Source organism: Streptomyces sp. BR1 (genome assembly GCF_052373795.1).
Taxonomy (GTDB): domain Bacteria; phylum Actinomycetota; class Actinomycetes; order Streptomycetales; family Streptomycetaceae; genus Streptomyces.
Genome location: NZ_CM126252.1, coordinates 6,283,234 through 6,300,846 on the forward strand (window position 1 = coordinate 6,283,234; position 17,613 = coordinate 6,300,846).

Genomic DNA, 17,613 nt, shown 5'->3' on the forward strand with positions numbered 1-17,613 from the left:
CCGGTCAGGCGGGCCGACTGCGCGGGCTGGCGGGGCCGGACTGGCGGGCGGGCCGAGGATGGCCCGTAGCGGCTGACCGGCGAGGGGTCCGGCGAGTCGTTCGCCGGGCGGCGGATGGGCGAGCGGGGTGGGTGGCCACCGTGGCGTAACGTCCTGGTTCGTCGCCGTCGCTCGTCGGCGGGTGAGGAGATGGTGATGGCGTACGCGGTGGCGGAGCAGGGCGGCGGTACGACGGAGGTGTCCGTCGTGGCGGATGGCGTGGTTCGGGTGAGCCGGATCGCGGGCGGTCAGTTGGCCGCCGACTTCAGTCCCGCACAGGCTCGGGAGTTCGCGGCCGTGCTCGTGCGGGCGGCGGGTGAGGCGGAGAGTGTGGTGGCGACGGAGCCGGTGTCGGTCAAGGCTCAGGATCTGAGGCGGGGCGATGTACGGGACGGCGAGCGGTCGATGGCCGTGGACCGGGTGAAGGTGGATGAAGCGATCTCGACGGCCCATGTCACCTGGAAGTCGGACGTGGGGCGCACCTGGACGCAGAGCTATGCGATGGACACCGACATCCTGCTGAAGCGGCGGGGGCCGCAGAGCGCAAGGTAGCAGCCGCATGCGTCGTCCCCCTCTCGCGGCAGCACCCTTCCAGGCTCGACTAGCCCTGAGACTCCGACTCTGCCGCCAGCCGTAGCTTCGCGTACTCGTCGGCCATGGTGCGGGCCGTCCAGTGGGCGTTGAGGCCGCTGGGGTTGGGGAGGGCCCAGATGCGGGTCTCGCCGATGGTGCGGTCCTGGGGGCCGATCACGGCCTTGCGGTCGAAGGCGGTGCGGTAGGCGGTGATGCCGACGACGGCGAGGAAGCGGGGGCGGAGGTGTTCGACCTTCGCTGTGAGGACGCGGCCGCCTTCGTGGAACTCGTCGGGGGTGAGCTCGTCGGCGCGGGCGGTGGCGCGGGCGACGACGTTGGTGATGCCGAGGCCGTAGGTCAGCAACTCGCCCTGTTCCCAGGGTTTCAGCTGGCGCGGGGTGAAGCCCGAGAGATGCAGGACGGGCCAGAAGCGGTTGCCGGGGCGGGCGAAGTGGTGGCCGGTTGCGCCGGACATCAGGCTCGGGTTGATGCCGCAGAAGAGTACGGATAGGCCGCCGGCGACCACGTCGGGGATGACGTGGTCGCGGGCGGCCTGGAGTTCCTCGGGAGTCATCGGGGCGTCCCGTCGGTCCCGTCGGCTCGGTCCGTGGTCCGGGTCAGAGGATCGAGCCGGGGGTGTATCCGGCGGCGGCCGGGTGCTGCTTGACGATCTCCTCGATACGGGAGACGACGGCCGCCACCTGGTCGCCGGCGGCGCCGGTGAAGGACAGCTTGTCGGCCATGAGCGCGTCGAGCTGGGCGCGGTCGAGCGGCATGCGGTCGTCGGCGGCCAGCTTGTCGAGCAGTTCGTTGCGCTCGGCGCCCTGCTCGCGCATGGCCAGTGCCGAGGCGACGGCGTGCTCCTTGATGACCTCGTGCGCGGCTTCCCGGCCGACCCCGGCGCGTACCGCGGCCATGAGGACCTTGGTGGTGGCGAGGAAGGGGAGGTAGCGGTCGAGTTCACGGGCGACGACGGCGGGGAAGGCGCCGAACTCGTCGAGCACGGTGAGGAAGGTCTCCAGGAGGCCGTCGAAGGCGAAGAAGGCGTCGGGCAGGGCCACCCGGCGTACGACGGAGCAGGAGACGTCGCCCTCGTTCCACTGGTCGCCGGCCAGCTCGGCGGTCATCGAGGCGTATCCGCGCAGGATGACCATCAGGCCGTTGACGCGCTCGCAGGAGCGGGTGTTCATCTTGTGCGGCATCGCGGACGAGCCGACCTGGCCGGGCTTGAAGCCTTCGGTGACCAGTTCATGGCCGGCCATCAGGCGGATCGTCTTGGCGACCGAGGAAGGAGCGGCGGCGAGCTGGACCAGCGAGGTGACGACCTCGTAGTCGAGGGAGCGCGGGTAGACCTGGCCGACGGAGGTGAAGGCGTGCGCGAAGCCGAGGTGACCGGCGATGCGCTGTTCGAGGTCGGCGAGCTTGGCGGCGTCGCCGCCGAGCAGGTCGAGCATGTCCTGGGCGGTGCCGACCGGGCCCTTGATGCCGCGCAGCGGGTAGCGGCCGAGCAGCTCCTCCAGGCGGCCGTAGGCGACCAGGAGCTCGTCGGCGGCGGTGGCGAAGCGCTTGCCCAGGGTGGTGGCCTGCGCGGCCACGTTGTGGGAGCGGCCTGCCATGACCAGCTCGGCGTACTCGCCGGAGAGCTTGCCGAGGCGGGCGAGGACGGCCACCGTGCGGTCGCGCATCAGCTCAAGGGAGAGGCGGATCTGCAGCTGCTCGACGTTCTCGGTCAGGTCGCGGGAGGTCATTCCCTTGTGGACCTGCTCGTGGCCGGCGAGGGCGTTGAACTCCTCGATCCGCGCCTTCACGTCGTGCCGGGTGACCTTCTCGCGCTCGGCGATCGAGGCGAGGTCGACCTGGTCGAGTACGCGCTCGTAGTCGGCGAGAGCGGCGTCCGGCACCTCGATCCCGAGGTCCTTCTGCGCGCGCAGCACGGCGAGCCAGAGCTGACGCTCCAGCTTCACCTTCTGCTCGGGGGACCAGAGGACGGCCAGCTCCGTGGAGGCGTAGCGGCCGGCCAGGACATTGGGGATGCGAGGCTTCGCAGACACAGCAGTCACGTGTCCGGATTCTACTGGTGATTTCTGCAGGCCAGTGCCCCGGTCCGGTTTGTGGATTGCTACGAGAGCGTCCGGCGCCGGTCGCACCTCTATGGCTGCGGGGCCGGATCGGCCGGCGGGGTCGTCTCGTACGGCAGGAGCTCGGGGCGTTTGGCGGGGCGGCCGTCGCCCGAGGAGCGGCCGGTGAGGCGGCGGCCGATCCAGGGCACCAGATGCTGCCGGGCGAAGCGTGCGTCGGCCACGCGGCGGGTCGCCCAGCGCGGCTGCGGGGCGGGCGGGAGCGGGGCGAGCCAGTCGGTTTCGGCCGGGAGTCCCAGTGTCTGCCAGACCGCCTCGCAGACCCGGCGGTGGCCCTCGGCGGTCAGATGGAGTCGGTCGACGTCCCACATGCGGGGGTCGCCGAGCACCGGGGCGCCGTACAGGTCGACGACCAACGCGCCGTGTTCGGCGGCGAGTTGGTCGATGTGCGCGAAGAGCTCTTCCATACGCGGCCGGAAGCGTTCCATCACGGGGCCGTTGCGGCCGGGGCTGCGCATGAGGACGAGTTGGCCGCACGACGGCGTCAGCTTCTCGACGGCCTCGGTGAGCAGTCCGCGCACCCGGCCCATGTCGACCTTGGGGCGCAGGGCGTCGTTGAGGCCGCCGACCAGGGTCACCACGTCGGCCCGCATCGCGGCCGCGGGGGCGACCTGCTCGTCGACGATCTGGCCGATGAGCTTTCCGCGCACCGCGAGGTTGGCGTACCGGAAGTCGGGCGTCCGGGCGGCGAGACGGGCGGCGAGCAGATCCGCCCAGCCGCGGTACGAGCCGTCGGGCATCAGGTCGGACATGCCCTCGGTAAAGGAATCGCCGACCGCGACAAAGCTTGTGTAGCTGGCATGCATCTCCATGGCGGAGCGATCGTACCGCGCGGTAGTGTCGCGCGGTCCGGGTGGAGACAGTGAAGGGAAGCCGATGAGCGAGGCACTCGAGCAGGCGCTGGCGGAGGCGCTCGCGGGCCTGGTGACCGCGGTGGACACCTGCGACGACGACGTACTCGACCCCGACACCGCCGTGAAGTGGCTGGAAGGCAGCGCGTACATCCTGGACCGGCTCGCTCCGGCGGACCGGCGGCGGCTTTCCGCGCTGTTCCGGGCGGCCGCGCTGCGCGAGCCCGAGGGGCCCTGGCGCGACGACCTCCTCAAGGTCGGCGACGGCTTCGGGCTCGACGAGGACCAGCACGAGCTGTACTGCGACGCGCTCCGGGTGAACGTGCGGCGGTTCGTCGAGACCGTGCGCGCGGTCGATCCGGCGACGCCGGTGCCGACCTGTCCGGGCTGGACCATCGCCGACCTCACCCGTCACCACGCCGTCGCGCACCGCTGGGCGGCCCATCTCGTACGCCACCGGGTCACCGAGAGCGTCTGGGTGCGGGACGTGCCGATGGAGGTGCCGGACGAGGCGGAGGAGTACCCCGAGTGGCTGGCGGCGGGGGTCGAGGAGTCGCTGCGGGTGCTGCGCGCGGCCGATCCCGAGACGCCGATGTGGTCGTACGGCGCCGACCAGCATGTGCGCTTCTACGCCCGGCGGCTGCTCTTCGAGGCCGTGGTGCATCTCGCGGACGCGGAGCTCGCGTTGGGACGGGTGCCGCGCATCGAGGCGTGTACGGCGGGCGACGGCATCGAGGAGTTCCTGGAGAACCTGCCGTGCCTCGACTGGATCGCCGAACGCGTCGCCGCGCTCGGCCGCGACGGCGCCTCGCTGCGACTGCGGGCCACCGACACCGGCGCCGCCTGGACGGTCGTCCTCGGCGGTGAAGGCGGCTTCTGCTGGGAGAACACCGCGCGCGGCGAGGCCACGGTGAGCGTCGAGGGCGCCTCGGGTGACCTGCTGCTCCTGGTGTACGGCCGACGGGCGCCCGGCGACGCGGAGTTCACGGTCGCGGGCGACCGTGAACTGCTCGACGCGTGGCTGGCGGCGATGGCGTTCTGACGTCCGGTGGGCCTCGGGCGGCCTCTGCCGACCTGCCATGTCCTGTGGCGCGACGGCGAATTCAGGCCATCCTCGCGGACGGTGGATCCCGGGTGTCGTATCGATGCGGCCCGGCTGCCGCAGGGCCCCTGTCCGCGTGGCGCGTTCCGCGGTATGCCAGGAGCACCTCAACTCACGGTTTCGCTGCCCCACTTGGTTGACTGATCACCGCACCACCTGCCGACGCGACGAGAGAGCGAGCGATCGATGTTCACCAAAGCCTTCTGGAAGGCCACCGCCGAGCGGGCCATCCGCACCTTCGCCCAGTCGCTCGCCGCGGTGCTGACGGCGGGGGCGACCAATCTGCTCGACGTCGACTGGAAGGCGGCGCTCGCGACCGCGGGCATGGCGACGCTGCTCTCCATACTGATGGCGGTCGGCTCGGCGGGGGTGGGGCGGCCGGGCCCGGGCCTCACCGAGACCACGGGAACCGACGCGCCTGCCAAGAACGTTGCCTAAGCGGCGTCCCGCCGCCGGGGCGCCTCACATGGCGCCCCGGCTTCACGCGCAACAGCAGTCCCACACCCCGTAGACCTACGCCCCTTCCGGACGACCCACCAGCTCGCGCAGGACGTCCTCCATCGTGACCAGGCCGGCCAGGCGGCCGTCGTCGTCGAGTACCGCCGCGAGGTGCGTACGGCTGCGGCGCATCGCGGTCAGGACGTCGTCCAGCGGGGTCGAGGCCTTGACCCGGGCGATCGGCCGCTGCGCCGTCGCCGGGAACGCCACATCGCGCGGTGCCGCGTCCAGCGCGTCCTTGACGTGCAGATAGCCGAGGATGCGGTTGCCGGGGTCGACGACCGGGAAGCGGGAGAAACCCGAGAGCGCGGCCAGCCGCTCCAGCTCCTCCGGGGTCGTGCCCGCCGGGGTGTGGACGACCTGCTCCAGCGGGACCACCACGTCCCGTACCGGCCGTCGCCCCAGTTCAAGGGCGTCGTGCAGCCGCTCGGCGGCGCGGTCGTCGAGCAGACCGGCGTCGCCCGCGTCCGTGACCATCCGGGCCAGCTCGTCGTCCGAGAAGGTCGCGGCGACCTCGCCCTTGGTCTCGACGCGCAGCAGCTTCAGCAGGGTGTTGGCGAAGGCGTTGATCGCGAAGATCACCGGGCGCAGCGCCCGCGCCAGCGTCACCAGCGGCGGCCCGAGGAGCAGCGCGGTCCTGGCCGGTTCGGCGAGCGCGATGTTCTTCGGCACCATCTCGCCGAGCAGCATGTGGAGATAGGTGGCCACCGCGAGCGCGATGAAGAACGAGACCGGCCGCACCGCGCCCTCGGGCATCCCGACCAGGTGGAACACCGGCTCAAGCAGATGCTCGATGGCGGGCTCGGCGACCACACCGAGCACCAGGGTGCACAGCGTGATGCCCAGCTGGGCCGCGGCCATCAGCGCCGACACATGTTCCAGACCCCAGATCACGCTGCGCGCACGGCGGTTGCCCTGCTCGGCGAGCGGTTCGATCTGGCTGCGGCGCACGGAGATCAGCGCGAACTCGGCGCCGACGAAGAAGGCGTTGACGACCAGGGTCGCCAGACCGATGATCAACTGGATGACGGTCATCGGCCGGCCCCCTTGTCACGGCGCCCGCTGCCCTTGCCGTCGCGGGCGCTGCCCTTGCCATGGCGTCCGGCTCCCTTGCCGTGGTGCCCGGCGCCCCGGCCACGACGTCCGGTGCCCTCGTCGCCGTCTTCGTCTTCCTCCGCGTGCAGCGGTGCGTGCAGGTGTACGCGCGCGGCGCGGCGGCCCGACGCGTCGAGCACGTCGAGGCGCCAGCCGGCCAGCTCCACGCTGTCGCCTGCCGTCGGGATCCGCCCGAGCACGGTCGCGATCAGGCCCGCGAGCGTCTCGTACGGGCCCTCGGGGACGCGCAGTCCGATGGTCTCCAGCTGGTCGGTGCGGGCGGCGCCGTCGGCCGAGTAGAGCGGGCGGCCGTCGGCGTCCTCGCCGGTGCGGGCCAGGTCGGACGTCTCGTGCGGGTCGTGTTCGTCGCGTACCTCGCCGACGACTTCCTCGACGATGTCCTCCAGGGTCACGACGCCCGCGGTGCCGCCGTACTCGTCGATGACGACGGCCATGGTCCGCCGCCCGTACAGCTGGTCGAGGAGCCGGTCCACGGTCAGCGTCTCCGGTACGAGCAGGGGCTCGCGCAGCAGCTCGGTCACCGGGTGGCGGGGCCGCTGCTCGGCGGGTATGGCGAGGACGTCCTTGATGTGGGCGATGCCGACGACCGTGTCGAGGCTGCCCCGGTAGACCGGGAAGCGGGACAGGCCCGTCGCGCGCGTGGCGTTGGCGACGTCCTCGGCGGTGGCGTGCACCTCAAGCGCGGTGACCTGTACGCGCGGGGTCATCACGTTCTCGGCGTCGAGCTCCGCCAGGTTGAGCGTACGCACGAAGAGCTCGGCGGTGTCCGCCTCAAGCGCGCCCGCCTTGGCGGAGTGGCGGGCCAGCGCGACCAGCTCCTGCGGGGTGCGGGCGGAGGCCAGCTCCTCGGCGGGCTCCAGGCCCAGACGGCGCACCATGTGGTTGGCGGTGTTGTTGAGGTGGCTGATGAACGGGCGGAAGGCCGCGCTGAAGACGCGCTGCGGCGTCGCGACGACCTTCGCCACGGTCAGCGGCGCGGAGATGGCCCAGTTCTTGGGGACGAGCTCGCCGACGACCATCAGGAAGACGGTCGACAGGGCGGTGCCGAGGACCAGCGCGACCGAGTGGGCGGTGGCGCCGGACAGGCCGAGGGAGCCGAGGGGGCCGCTGATCAGCTTGGCGATCGAGGGCTCGGCGAGCATGCCGATGACCAGATTGGTGACGGTGATGCCGAGCTGTGCGCCGGAGAGCTGGAAGGTGAGGCTGCGCACGGCCTTGAGGGCGCTGCCCGCACCCCGCTCGCCGCGCTCGACGGCCCGCTCCAGCTCGCTGCGCTCGACGGTGGTGAGCGAGAACTCGGCCGCCACGAAGGCCCCGCAGGCCAGCGAAAGGAGGACGGCCACCAGGAGCAGAAGCACTTCGGTCATCGGTTCACCTCCGTCCCATGATCGGACAGGGCCAGGAGGATCGCGCGATGTCGTGTACCGGTACGGGGACGGGTACTGGGAGGCTCGCCCATGGGCGGACGCTCACACCTTTCAGTCGTGGGATGGTCCACCCATGGTAAAGCACTGGCAAAGTGGGGTGCCCGGTGCAGGCCGGTTCAGTCACCCAGTGGCCTGACCCAGCGGGACCACTGCGGCTCCGGCGCGTACCCGGCCGCGCGCCAGGCGTGATGCGCCTGCTCGTTGCGGTCCAGGACCATGGCGTCTCCGCGCCGCCCTCCCAGGCGTACGAAACGCTCGTGGGCCGCGTCCAGGAGCGCGCCGCCGATGCCGCGCCGGCGGTGGTCCGGGTGGACCGCGAGCCGGTACAGATGGCAGCGCCAGCCGTCGAAGCCCGCGATCACCGTGCCGACCAGCTCACCGTCGCGCTCGGCCAGGATCAGGGCCTGCGGGTCGCGGGTGACCAGGCGCTCGACGCCGTCGCGGTCGTCGCTGATGCTGGTGCCCTCGGCGGCCGTCTTCCAGAACGCGAGGACCGCGTCGAGGTCGTCGGGGCCCGCCGTACGTATCCGAAGATCGTCCATGCCGGCATCCCATCACCGCCGCCGCGCCCCGGGCGACCCGATTTCAGGATGTGGGAAGCGCGCGCCTGCCACGAAGCGCGCCCCGGGAAAGCGCACGCCTCCCACAGCGCGCGCCTCACGGAAAGGCGCGCCGCCCCCTACTCGTGCGCGATCGCCGCCAGCACATTCATCCGCGACGCCCGCAGCGCCGGAAGCAGGGCCGCCAGCAGGCCCACGGCCGCAGCGCCCACCGCCACCGCGATCACCGTCGTCCACGGCACGGCGAACGCCTTCAGGCCCTGCAGTGCGAGCACCTGCTGGATGCCCACGCCCCACACCAGGCCCAGAACGAGCCCGAGCAGCGCCCCGAACACCGCGATCACCACGGATTCCAGCCGGATCATGCGGCGCAGCTGGACCCGCGAGAGCCCGATGGCGCGCAGCAGTCCGATCTCCCGGGTCCGCTCGACCACCGACAGGGCGAGCGTGTTGACCACGCCGAGGACCGCGATGACGATCGCGAGGCCGAGCAGCGCGTACACGAGGTAGAGCATCACGGCGATCTGATCGCGGATCAGTTTCTTGTAGTCCGCCTGGTTGCGCACCTGCACCTGCGGATACGGGTCGAGGGCCTTCTCCAGGGAGGCCCGCAGCTGCTCGGGGTTGGTGCCGCTCGCGGCGTTGACGAACACCGCCGCGTCCTGACCGCCCGGAAGATAGCGCTCCACGGTGGCGAGCCCCATGAACACCCCGCCCTCCACGCCGAATCCGCCCGACGTGTCCATGTTGGTCAGCGCCGCCACCTTCAGCTTCGCCCGGCTGCCGGTCGAGAACGTGACGGGCAGCGAGTCGCCGAGGCGGATGTGATGGTCGCGCGCGTAGCCGCGGTCCATCGCCAGATTGCCCGGGGCCAGTGCCTCGGCCGAGCCGCCCGACGCATAGGTGAGATGGGCGACGTCGTCGAGTTGCGGGTCGTAGCCGGACGCCGTCGTACGGGGGGTTTTGCCGTCGGGCAGGGTGAGGCGCACGGGTGCGTACCGCTGGCGTACGACCGTGTCCACACCCTTCACGGCCCGCACCTTGGCGGTGATCTCCTGCGGGAACGGCTGGAAGCTGCGGTTCTGTACGACGAAGTCGGCGCCCAGCGTCCGGTCGATCTCCTGGTCGAACGACTTGGTCATCGACGCGCTGGCCACCGAGAGTCCGGCGACCAGGGCGATCCCCACCATCAGCGCGGACGCGGTGGCGCCCGTGCGGCGCGGGTTGCGCAGGGCGTTGCGCTGGCTCATCCGGCCCACCGGGCCGTACAGACGCGGGAAGGCGGCACCGAGGACCCGGATCACCGGCCGTACCAGCAGCGGACCCGCCACCACGGCCGCGATCAGGGTGAGCAGGACGCCGAGTCCGAGCAGCGAGGAGGCGGTCGCGGTCTTCTTGGCCGCGGCGCACCCGGCGATCGCCGCCGCACCGGCCGCCGCGAGCAGCGTGCCGACCACGGCCCGTACCCGCAACGGCCGCCCGATACCGGACACTTCGGCGTCCACGAGGGCCGCCATCGGCGAGACCCGGGCGGCCCGGCGGGCGGGCAGATACGCGGCGACGAATGTCACGCCGACGCCGACCGCGTACGCCGCCACCGGGGTGCCCCAGCCGATCACCATCTCGGTGGCCCTGAGCTTCATCCCGAGCAGGCCCATCAGGGCCATGAGCCCGGTGGCGAGACCGATCCCGGCCGCGAGTCCCAGCGTGGAGCCGACGAGGCCGAGCAGCAGCGCTTCGAGCAGCACCGACCGCCGCACCTGGCGCCGGTCCGCGCCCAGCGCCCGCAACAGGCCCAGTTCCCGGGTGCGTTGGGCGATCAGCATGGAGAAGGTGTTGACGATGAGGAAGATGCCGACGAGCGTCGCGACCCCGGCGAAGCCCAGCATCACGTACTTGATGACGTCGAGGAATCCGCCGAGCTGGTCGGTGGCCGACTTCGCCTGCTGCGCCGCGGTCTTGAGGTCGTACGAGGGGCCGACGGCGGCGGCGACGCGCTGTTTCAGGACCTCGTCGGAGACGCCCCGGGCCGCGTCGACCGAGATGGCGCTGGCGGCGTCCGCCTTGCCGAGCAGCCTGGTCTGCGCGGTCGGGGTGTCCACGAAGACCAGCGCCGCGCCGGGGTTGGTGGTGGTGAAGGTGGCGATGCCGACGACCTGGACCTTGAAGGAGCCGGGCTGGGCCAGCACGGTCAGTGAGTCGCCGATGTGCACGTGCTTCTTGTCGGCGGTGTCCTTGTCGAGCAGCGCCTCGCCCGGGCCGTGCGGTTCATGACCACTCGTCAGCTTCACCGGACTGCGCTTGGTGACGTACCAGTTGGTGGCGATGGTGGGGGCGCCGCTGGTCGGGCCGACCGACTTGTTCGCGGAGTCCACGACGGTGATGTTCTGGACCTCGGCGTCGATGTGGGTACCGGCCACTCCGTCGACGGACGCGATCCGGTCCGCGAGCGACGCCGGGACCGTACGGGTCACACCGGACGAGACCTGTTCGTCGAACTCCTTGGCCGGAGCCAGCGTCACATCGGCGGACGTCGAGGCGAAGAGCCGGTCGAAGGTACGGGCCACGGTGTCCGAGAAGATCAGCGAACCGGCGACGAACGCCACCGAGAGGATCACCGCGAGCGCGGACAGCAGCAGCCGTCCCTTGTGGGCGAGGAAGCTGCGCAGGGTCGCCTTCAGCACGGCCGCTCAGCCCTTGCGCAACGAGTCGAAGCCGGGGCGGGTGTCGGGATCGCCGGCGTCGGCCGCTCCCGTCGATCCGGGTCCGCCGGAAGTGGTTCCGGATTCGCCGGAGGTGGTTCCGGGCCCGCCCGAGAACATCCGTAGCCGGTCCAGGACCGCCTCCGCCGTCGGCCGGGGCATCTCGTCGACGATCCGCCCGTCCGCCAGGAACAGCACCAGATCGGCCCCGCCCGCCGCGACCGGGTCATGCGTGACCATCACGACCGTCTGCGAAAGCCGGTCCACGGCCTCCCGCAGAAACGTCAGGACCTCGGCGCCCGCCCGCGAGTCCAAGTTGCCGGTCGGCTCGTCCGCGAAGATCAGCTCCGGTCGGGAGGCCAGTGCCCGGGCGCACGCCACCCGCTGCTGCTGGCCGCCGGAGAGCTGCGCGGGCCGGTGCTTGAGCCGGTCGCGCAGCCCGAGCGTGTCGATGACCTGCTCCAGCCACTCCCGGTCGGGTTTGCGCCCGGCGATGTCCATCGGCAGCGTGATGTTCTCGGCGGCCGTGAGCGTCGGCAGCAGGTTGAACGCCTGGAACATAAAGCCGATCCGGTCGCGCCGCAGCCGGGTCAGCTCGCGGTCCTTCAGCCCGGTGATCTCGGTGTCGCCGAGCCACACCTGGCCCGCCGAGACCGAGTCGAGCCCGGCCAGACAGTGCATCAGCGTGGACTTGCCCGAGCCGGAGGGGCCCATGACCGCGGTGAACCGGCCGCGCGCGATGTCCACGTCGACCGAGTCGAGCGCCAGGACCGTCGTCTCGCCCGTGCCGTACGCCTTGGTCAGCGCCCGCGCCCGGGCGGCGACCCCTTCACTCGCAGCTGTCGACAAGGCCGCCTCCCGGGTCGTGGCACTGCTGGGCCGGACTCCCGTACGGCATACGAGCGTAGAGCCGCGCAGACAGCGGGGCCATCCGGCGGAAGGGGGAGATCAGTCCGGATCCGGGCGCCGGGCCGTGCCCAGCACACAGGGCGAGGCGGGGTGCCACGGCCCTCTCGCGGGCAGGCGCAGCCGTTGGAACTCGACCAGCGCGAAGCCCGCGGCCTCGATCGCCACCAGGGGATCGCGTGCGGTGTGGCAGCCGCCGAAGAGGAGCGGCCACAGCGTCCGGTCCGCCGCGCGCTGGACCGCCGAGGCCACGCGCCCCTCGGCCAGCCCGTGTTCGAAGAAGCGCAGCTCGCCACCGGGGCGCAGCACGCGGCGGATCTCGGCGAGCGAACGCGGCACATCGCGTACGGAACACAGCACCAGCGACACCACGGCCGCGTCGAACGCCTCGCTCTTCACGGGCAGCGCCTCGGCGGCCCCGGGCACCACGTCCACCGGCACGTCGGCGCGCAGCGCCGCCCGGACCGCGTGCATGCGCAGCGCGCGTTCGGGTTCGATGGCGACCACCTCGGCCACGGCGGCCGGATAGTGCGGGAAGTTGAGGCCGGTGCCCGCGCCGATCTCGATGACGCGGCCGCTGAGCCCGGCGAGCAGGTCGCGGCGGTATGCGGCGACGTCGCCACGCCGGTCGGCCAGCTCGCTGAACCGGGCGTAGAACCGGGCGAACAGCGGGTGGTGCACGGCGTCCGGGGCGATCTTGGCACGCTGCTCCATGGGGGGACCCTCCCAGCGGACGGGTGGCGGACGGGCGGAGGCGGTCACCGGGATTGTCCCCGCCCCGCCCGGCCGTCACCCGCTCACGAAGCCGTCACCCGCCCACGAAGCAGAACTCGTTCCCCTCCGGGTCGCGCATGATCTGGAAGGAGCCCTGGGCATCGGTCACCGTCGTCCCCACCGCCGTGGCGCCCAGGCGCACTGCGGCGGCCCGGGCGCGGGCGACGTCCTGCACCGTGAGGTCGAGATGGAGCCGGTTCTTGCCCGCCTTGGGCTGCGGCACCCGCTGGAAGGCGAGCCGCGGAGTGCCGGGCGCGTCGAGATACGTCCAGCCCGCGTCCCGTACCACCGGTGTGCCGCCGAGCAGCGCCGCCCAGAACCGCGCGAGGCGGTCCGGGGCGGCGCAGTCGACGACGATCTGGCGCAGCCGTGCCCGTAAACCGCCATCACAGACTCCAGTCGCCGCCGAGCTCCGGGCCGAGCCAACTCGGCGCCGCCGCACGGAAGTCGGGGCCGGACAGCCGCCCGGCCCCCTCCGGCACCAGGCCGACCAGGGGCGAGCCCGCCGCCTTGGGCAGGTCCGCCAGGTTGCAGCGCGATGCCAGGTCCGGCTCGGCGGGCCAGCTGCCGACGACCACGCCCGCGCACGCCAGGCCCCGGGCCTCAAGTGCCTCGGCGGTGAGCGCCGTCATGTTGAGGGTGCCGAGTCCGGCCGGGGCGACGACCAGGACGGGTGCGCCGAGCAGACGCGCCGCGTCCGCGAGCGTGCCGCCCTCGTCGTCGTAGCGGACGAGCAGCCCGCCCGCGCCCTCCACCAGGACCAGATCGTGCTCGGCTGCCAGCTTCTCGGCCGCCTCGGCGACGTCGACCGGGCGCACCTGGGTGAGCCCGGCCCGGCGTGCGGCGGTATCGGGGGCCAACGGCTCGGGGAACCGGGCGAGTTCCGTCCCGGTGATGTCGTCGCCCGCGAGGCGCCGCACCTCCGCCACATCGCCGTCCTCGCCGGGGGCGACCCCGGTCTGGGCCGGCTTGAGGACGGCGACGCTGCGCCCTGCGGCGCGCGCGAGGGCGGCGACGGCCGCCGTGACGACCGTCTTGCCGATCTCCGTGCCCGTACCGCTCACGACCAGTACCGTCATCTCAGCCCTCCCGAGCCGCCGCGCCCACCGCTCGGCAGATGCGCGCCAGATCCGCGTCGTCGGTCACATAGGGCGGCATCGTGTAGACGAGGTCGCGGAACGGGCGCAGCCAGACGCCCTCCCGCACCGCCGCCCGCGTCGCCGCCGCCACGTCCACCTCGTGGTCGAGCTGGACCACACCGATGCCGCCGAGGACGCGTACGTCCTTCACGCCGGGCAGCCCGGCGTGCTCGCCCAGACCCTCGCGCAGCCCGTTCTCCAGCCGCTTCAGCTCGCCCTGCCAGTCCTGCGAGAGCAGCAGGTCGATGGAGGCGCAGGCGACGGACGCGGCGAGCGGGTTGCCCATGTAGGTCGGGCCGTGCGCCAGGACCGGGACCTCGCCCGAGGAGATGCCCTGGGCGACCTCGGTGGTGCACAGCGTGGCGGCCATCGTCATATAGCCGCCGGTCATCGCCTTGCCGACGCACAGCACATCGGGGGAGACGCCCGCGTGCTCGGAGGCGAAGAGCGTTCCGGTGCGGCCGAAGCCGGTGGCGATCTCGTCGAACACCAGCAGCACGCCGTGCTCGTCGCACGCCTCGCGCAGCACCCGCAGATACGCGGGGGTGTGGAACCGCATCCCGCCCGCGTTCTGCACCACCGGCTCGACGATCACCGCCGCCACTTCATCGGCGTGCTCGGCGATCAGGTCCCGCACATGGCGTACGTACGCCTCGTCGGGCCCCGCGTCGTAGCCGGTCGGCGGCGCGTCCGCGAAGACCTGTTCCGGCAGCCGGCCCGACCACAGCGAGTGCATGCCGCCGTCGGGGTCGCACACCGACATCGGCTGCCAGGTGTCGCCGTGGTAGCCGCCGCGCCAGGTCAGCAGCCGCTGCTTGGCGGGCTTGCCGACCGACTTCCAGTACTGCAGGCACATCTTGATGGCGACCTCGACCGAGATCGAGCCCGAGTCGCTCAGGAAGACGTGCCGAAGCGGCTCGGGGGTGATCTCGACGAGCTTCACGGCGAGCCGGACGGCGGGCTCGTGGGTGAGCCCGCCGAACATCACATGGCTCATCCGGTCCAGCTGGCTGTGCGCGGCCGCGTTGAGGACCGGGTGGTTGTAGCCGTGCAGTGCCGACCACCAGGAGGCCATGCCGTCGACGAGCTCGCGCTGTCCGTGGGTTTCCTCGGCCAGCCGCAGCCGGACCCCGGACGCGGACTCCACGACCAGCGGCTCCTGACGGCCCGGCATCGGGCCGTAGGGGTGCCAGACGTGTGCGCGGTCCAGCGCCCGCAGCTCGGCGACGTCGTACGAAGGCGTCCGATCAGGCATTGGGGGCCAGATCCGTGCCCGCGCCGCGGCGGCGCACCGCGACCAGGTCCGTACGCGCCTCGGGGACCTCGGCGGCAGCGGCCACCGGCGCGCTCTCGCCGCACGGGCCGCAGCCGCCGCCCTCGTGCGAGCCGCACGCACCGGCCTCGTGCGAACCGCAGCCGCTCTGGGCGTGCGAGCCGCAGCCGGCGTCGGCGAGCGCGTCGGCGCGGTGCTCGGGCAGCGTCGTGGTGCCCGCGCCCTCCACCTCGAAACCGGCGTCCGCGATCATCTCCAGGTCGGCCTTGCCCTCCTGGCCCTCGCTGGTGAGGTAGTCGCCGAGGAAGATCGAGTTGACCAGGTTCAGGGCCAGCGGCTGCATCGAGCGCAGATGCACCTCGCGCCCGCCCGCCAGACGCACCTCGACGTCCGGGCAGACGAACCGCACCATGGCGAGGATGCGCAGGCAGCGCTGCGGGGTGAGGTTCCACTCCTTGGCCAGCGGCGTGCCCTCGAACGGGATGAGGAAGTTGACCGGCACCGAGTCCGGGTCGAGCTCGCGCAGCGCGAAGACCACGTCGACGAGGTCCTCGTCGCTCTCGCCCATGCCCGCGATCAGACCCGAGCAGGCGGAGAGCCCGGCCCCGTGCGCCTTCTGCACGGTGTCCACACGGTCGGCGTAGGTGTGCGTGGTCGTGATGTCCCCGTACGTCCCCTCGGACGTGTTGAGGTTGTGGTTGTACGCGTCGGCGCCCGCCGCGCGCAGCCGCTCGGCCTGGCCGTCGGAGAGCAGACCGAGGCAGGCGCACACCTCGACGCCCTCGTTCTGCTCCTTGATCGCCTCGATGGTCTGCGAGACGCGGTCCACGTCACGGTCGGTCGGGCCGCGGCCGCTGGCCACCAGGCAGACCCGCTTCGCGCCGCCCGCGACACCCGCGGCGGCGGCCTTGGACGCCTCGTCGGGCTTGAGCCAGGTGTACTTCAGGATCTCGGCCTTGGAGCCGAGCCGCTGCGAGCAGTACGAACAGTCCTCGGGGCACAGCCCGGACTTCAGGTTCACCAGGTAGTTCAGCTTCACCCGGCGCCCGAACCACTGGCGGCGCACCTTGCCGGCCGCGGCCACCACATCGAGCAGTTCCTCGTCGGAGGTCGCCAGTACGGCGAGCGCCTCTTCGCGGCTGGGCAGCTCGCGCCGCAGCCCCTTGTCCACCAGCGTGTTCAGCAGATCCATGGGACCAGATCCTTGCCCAAGACACCGCTTCCAGCCAAGGAGGGATCGTACAACTGCGCCCTTGGAAGGTGTGTGTATTGCCACACCCTGACCTCGGTTGCGGCGGAATAGGGTCTGTGCGCTGCCTACAAAAGGGATCTTCACCATGCCCCGAGTGCCATTCGACTGGATCGACGGAGCGACCGAGCGGCGCGAGCGCGCCGGTCTGGTCCGGGTGCTCCGGCCGCGTACCGCCGACCAGGATCTGCTGGACCTGGCGAGCAACGACTACCTGGGGCTGACCCGGCACCCGGCGGTGACCGAGGGTGCGGCGGCCGCCGCGCGCCGCTGGGGCGCCGGGGCCACCGGCTCCCGCCTGGTCACCGGCACCACCGCGCTGCACGCGGAGTTCGAAGCGGAGCTCGCCGAGTTCTGCGGCTTCGAGGCGGCGCTGGTCTTCTCCTCCGGTTACGCGGCCAACCTCGCGGCGCTGACCGCGCTGGGCGAGCGCGACGCGCTGATCGTGTCCGACGCGGCCAACCACGCCTCGATCGTCGACGGCTGCCGCCTCGCGCGCGCGGAGACCGCCGTGGTCCCGCACGCCGACCCGGAGGCCGTGCGCAAGACGCTGGAGGCGCACGGCGGGCGCGCGCTCGTCGTCAGCGACTCGGTCTTCTCGGTGGACGGCGACGCCGCCCCGCTGCACCAACTCATCGGCGCCTGCCGAGAGTTCGGCGCCGCCCTGATGGTGGACGACGCCCATGGCCTCGGCGTCCTGGGTGAGGGCGGACGCGGCGCGCTGCACGGGGCGTCTCTCGCGGGCGCGGACGACGTGGTCGCCACCCTCACCCTGTCCAAGTCGCTCGGCAGCCAGGGCGGCGCCGTCCTCGGCCCGGCCAAGGTCATCCAGCACCTGGTCAACGCGGCCCGTACGTTCATCTTCGACACCGGCCTCGCGCCCGCCGCCGTCGGCGGCGCCCTGGCGGCGCTGCGGCTGCTGCGCGGCGAGCCCGAACGGGCGGGCCGGGCCCGCGAAGTGGCGGCCGAGCTGCACGGACGGCTGACGGCCGCGGGTCTGACGGCGGTACGTCCGGACGCGGCCGTGGTGTCGGTGCGGGCACCCTCGCCGGAGGCGGCGGTGGGCTGGGCGGCCGACTGCCGGGCCGCCGGGCTCGTGGTCGGGTGCTTCCGCCCGCCGTCGGTGCCGGACGGCATCTCCCGGCTGCGGCTGACCGCCCGAGCCGATCTGACGCAGAGTCAGATCGAGTGGGCGGTGGACACGATCCTGCGGACCGCGCCCACCGCCTAGGGTCTGTCCGGTGGATCTGGCCGCCTTCGGTGCGT

General features: G+C 72.3%; 17 protein-coding genes. 4 read left to right on the forward strand and 13 right to left on the reverse strand.

The features are described 5' to 3' along the window. The first annotated feature begins 195 nt into the window (after positions 1 to 195). Positions 196 to 591: a hypothetical protein gene (locus tag ACT1U9_RS27575; RefSeq protein ID WP_444535312.1), complete on the forward strand. Its 396-nt coding sequence runs from the start codon at positions 196 to 198 to the stop codon at positions 589 to 591. A 49-nt stretch (positions 592 to 640) separates the two neighbouring features. On the opposite strand, the gene mug is transcribed toward ACT1U9_RS27575, so the two are convergent. The 3 genes from mug to ACT1U9_RS27590 form a co-directional block, all read right to left on the reverse strand. After that, positions 641 to 1,186 carry a G/U mismatch-specific DNA glycosylase gene (gene mug, locus ACT1U9_RS27580; RefSeq protein WP_444535313.1) on the reverse strand — a complete coding sequence of 182 codons (546 nt, stop codon included), beginning with the start codon at positions 1,184 to 1,186 and terminating at the stop codon, positions 641 to 643. A 43-nt stretch (positions 1,187 to 1,229) separates the two neighbouring features. Next, on the reverse strand, positions 1,230 to 2,672 hold the full coding sequence (purB, locus tag ACT1U9_RS27585) for an adenylosuccinate lyase (RefSeq protein ID WP_444535314.1): 1,443 nt from the start codon (positions 2,670 to 2,672) through the stop codon (positions 1,230 to 1,232). Between the two features lie 89 nt (positions 2,673 to 2,761). Continuing rightward, positions 2,762 to 3,562: an SGNH/GDSL hydrolase family protein gene (locus ACT1U9_RS27590; protein WP_444535315.1), complete on the reverse strand. Its 801-nt coding sequence runs from the start codon at positions 3,560 to 3,562 to the stop codon at positions 2,762 to 2,764. A gap of 64 nt (positions 3,563 to 3,626) precedes the next feature. Between ACT1U9_RS27590 and ACT1U9_RS27595 the strand changes: the two genes are divergently transcribed. Next, entirely contained in the window at positions 3,627 to 4,643 is a 1,017-nt protein-coding gene (locus ACT1U9_RS27595; protein WP_444535316.1) for a maleylpyruvate isomerase family mycothiol-dependent enzyme, read from the forward strand. 246 nt (positions 4,644 to 4,889) lie between these two features. Next, positions 4,890 to 5,141 carry a holin gene (locus ACT1U9_RS27600; protein WP_444535317.1) on the forward strand — a complete coding sequence of 84 codons (252 nt, stop codon included), beginning with the start codon at positions 4,890 to 4,892 and terminating at the stop codon, positions 5,139 to 5,141. A 75-nt stretch (positions 5,142 to 5,216) separates the two neighbouring features. Here the strand turns inward: ACT1U9_RS27600 and ACT1U9_RS27605 are convergent, their stop codons facing one another. The 10 genes from ACT1U9_RS27605 to bioB all read right to left on the reverse strand — a co-directional run bounded on the left by ACT1U9_RS27605 (position 5,217) and on the right by bioB (position 16,290). Next, a complete protein-coding gene (locus tag ACT1U9_RS27605; protein ID WP_444535318.1) occupies positions 5,217 to 6,236 on the reverse strand; it encodes a hemolysin family protein in 1,020 nt (339 codons plus the stop codon). Next, positions 6,233 to 7,684, reverse strand: coding sequence for a hemolysin family protein (locus ACT1U9_RS27610; protein ID WP_444535319.1), 1,452 nt, complete (start codon positions 7,682 to 7,684; stop codon positions 6,233 to 6,235). Before ACT1U9_RS27610 ends, ACT1U9_RS27605 begins: the two co-directional genes overlap by 4 nt. Before the next feature lie 176 nt (positions 7,685 to 7,860). Then, complete coding sequence (locus ACT1U9_RS27615) at positions 7,861 to 8,286, reverse strand: GNAT family N-acetyltransferase (protein ID WP_444535320.1); 426 nt, start codon at positions 8,284 to 8,286, stop codon at positions 7,861 to 7,863. A 137-nt stretch (positions 8,287 to 8,423) separates the two neighbouring features. Then, positions 8,424 to 10,988 carry an ABC transporter permease gene (locus ACT1U9_RS27620; protein ID WP_444535321.1) on the reverse strand — a complete coding sequence of 855 codons (2,565 nt, stop codon included), beginning with the start codon at positions 10,986 to 10,988 and terminating at the stop codon, positions 8,424 to 8,426. Between the two features lie 6 nt (positions 10,989 to 10,994). Beyond that, positions 10,995 to 11,855, reverse strand: a complete 861-nt coding sequence (locus ACT1U9_RS27625; RefSeq protein WP_444535322.1) for an ABC transporter ATP-binding protein — start codon at positions 11,853 to 11,855, stop codon at positions 10,995 to 10,997. Between the two features lie 99 nt (positions 11,856 to 11,954). Next, complete coding sequence (locus tag ACT1U9_RS27630; RefSeq protein WP_444535323.1) at positions 11,955 to 12,626, reverse strand: class I SAM-dependent methyltransferase; 672 nt, start codon at positions 12,624 to 12,626, stop codon at positions 11,955 to 11,957. A gap of 94 nt (positions 12,627 to 12,720) precedes the next feature. Then, positions 12,721 to 13,128 (reverse strand): VOC family protein, encoded by a 408-nt coding sequence (locus ACT1U9_RS27635; RefSeq protein ID WP_444535324.1) that lies wholly within the window; start codon positions 13,126 to 13,128, stop codon positions 12,721 to 12,723. Further along, positions 13,073 to 13,765 (reverse strand): dethiobiotin synthase, encoded by a 693-nt coding sequence (gene bioD / locus ACT1U9_RS27640; protein WP_444535325.1) that lies wholly within the window; start codon positions 13,763 to 13,765, stop codon positions 13,073 to 13,075. Before bioD ends, ACT1U9_RS27635 begins: the two co-directional genes overlap by 56 nt. 1 nt (position 13,766) lies before the next feature. Next, a complete protein-coding gene (locus ACT1U9_RS27645; protein ID WP_444535326.1) occupies positions 13,767 to 15,080 on the reverse strand; it encodes an adenosylmethionine--8-amino-7-oxononanoate transaminase in 1,314 nt (437 codons plus the stop codon). Further along, a complete protein-coding gene (gene bioB / locus ACT1U9_RS27650; protein WP_444535327.1) occupies positions 15,073 to 16,290 on the reverse strand; it encodes a biotin synthase BioB in 1,218 nt (405 codons plus the stop codon). The genes ACT1U9_RS27645 and bioB overlap by 8 nt, the downstream gene beginning before the upstream one ends. A gap of 145 nt (positions 16,291 to 16,435) precedes the next feature. Between bioB and ACT1U9_RS27655 the strand changes: the two genes are divergently transcribed. Next, positions 16,436 to 17,578, forward strand: a complete 1,143-nt coding sequence (locus tag ACT1U9_RS27655) for an 8-amino-7-oxononanoate synthase (protein ID WP_444535328.1) — start codon at positions 16,436 to 16,438, stop codon at positions 17,576 to 17,578. The last annotated feature ends 35 nt before the right edge of the window (positions 17,579 to 17,613 follow it).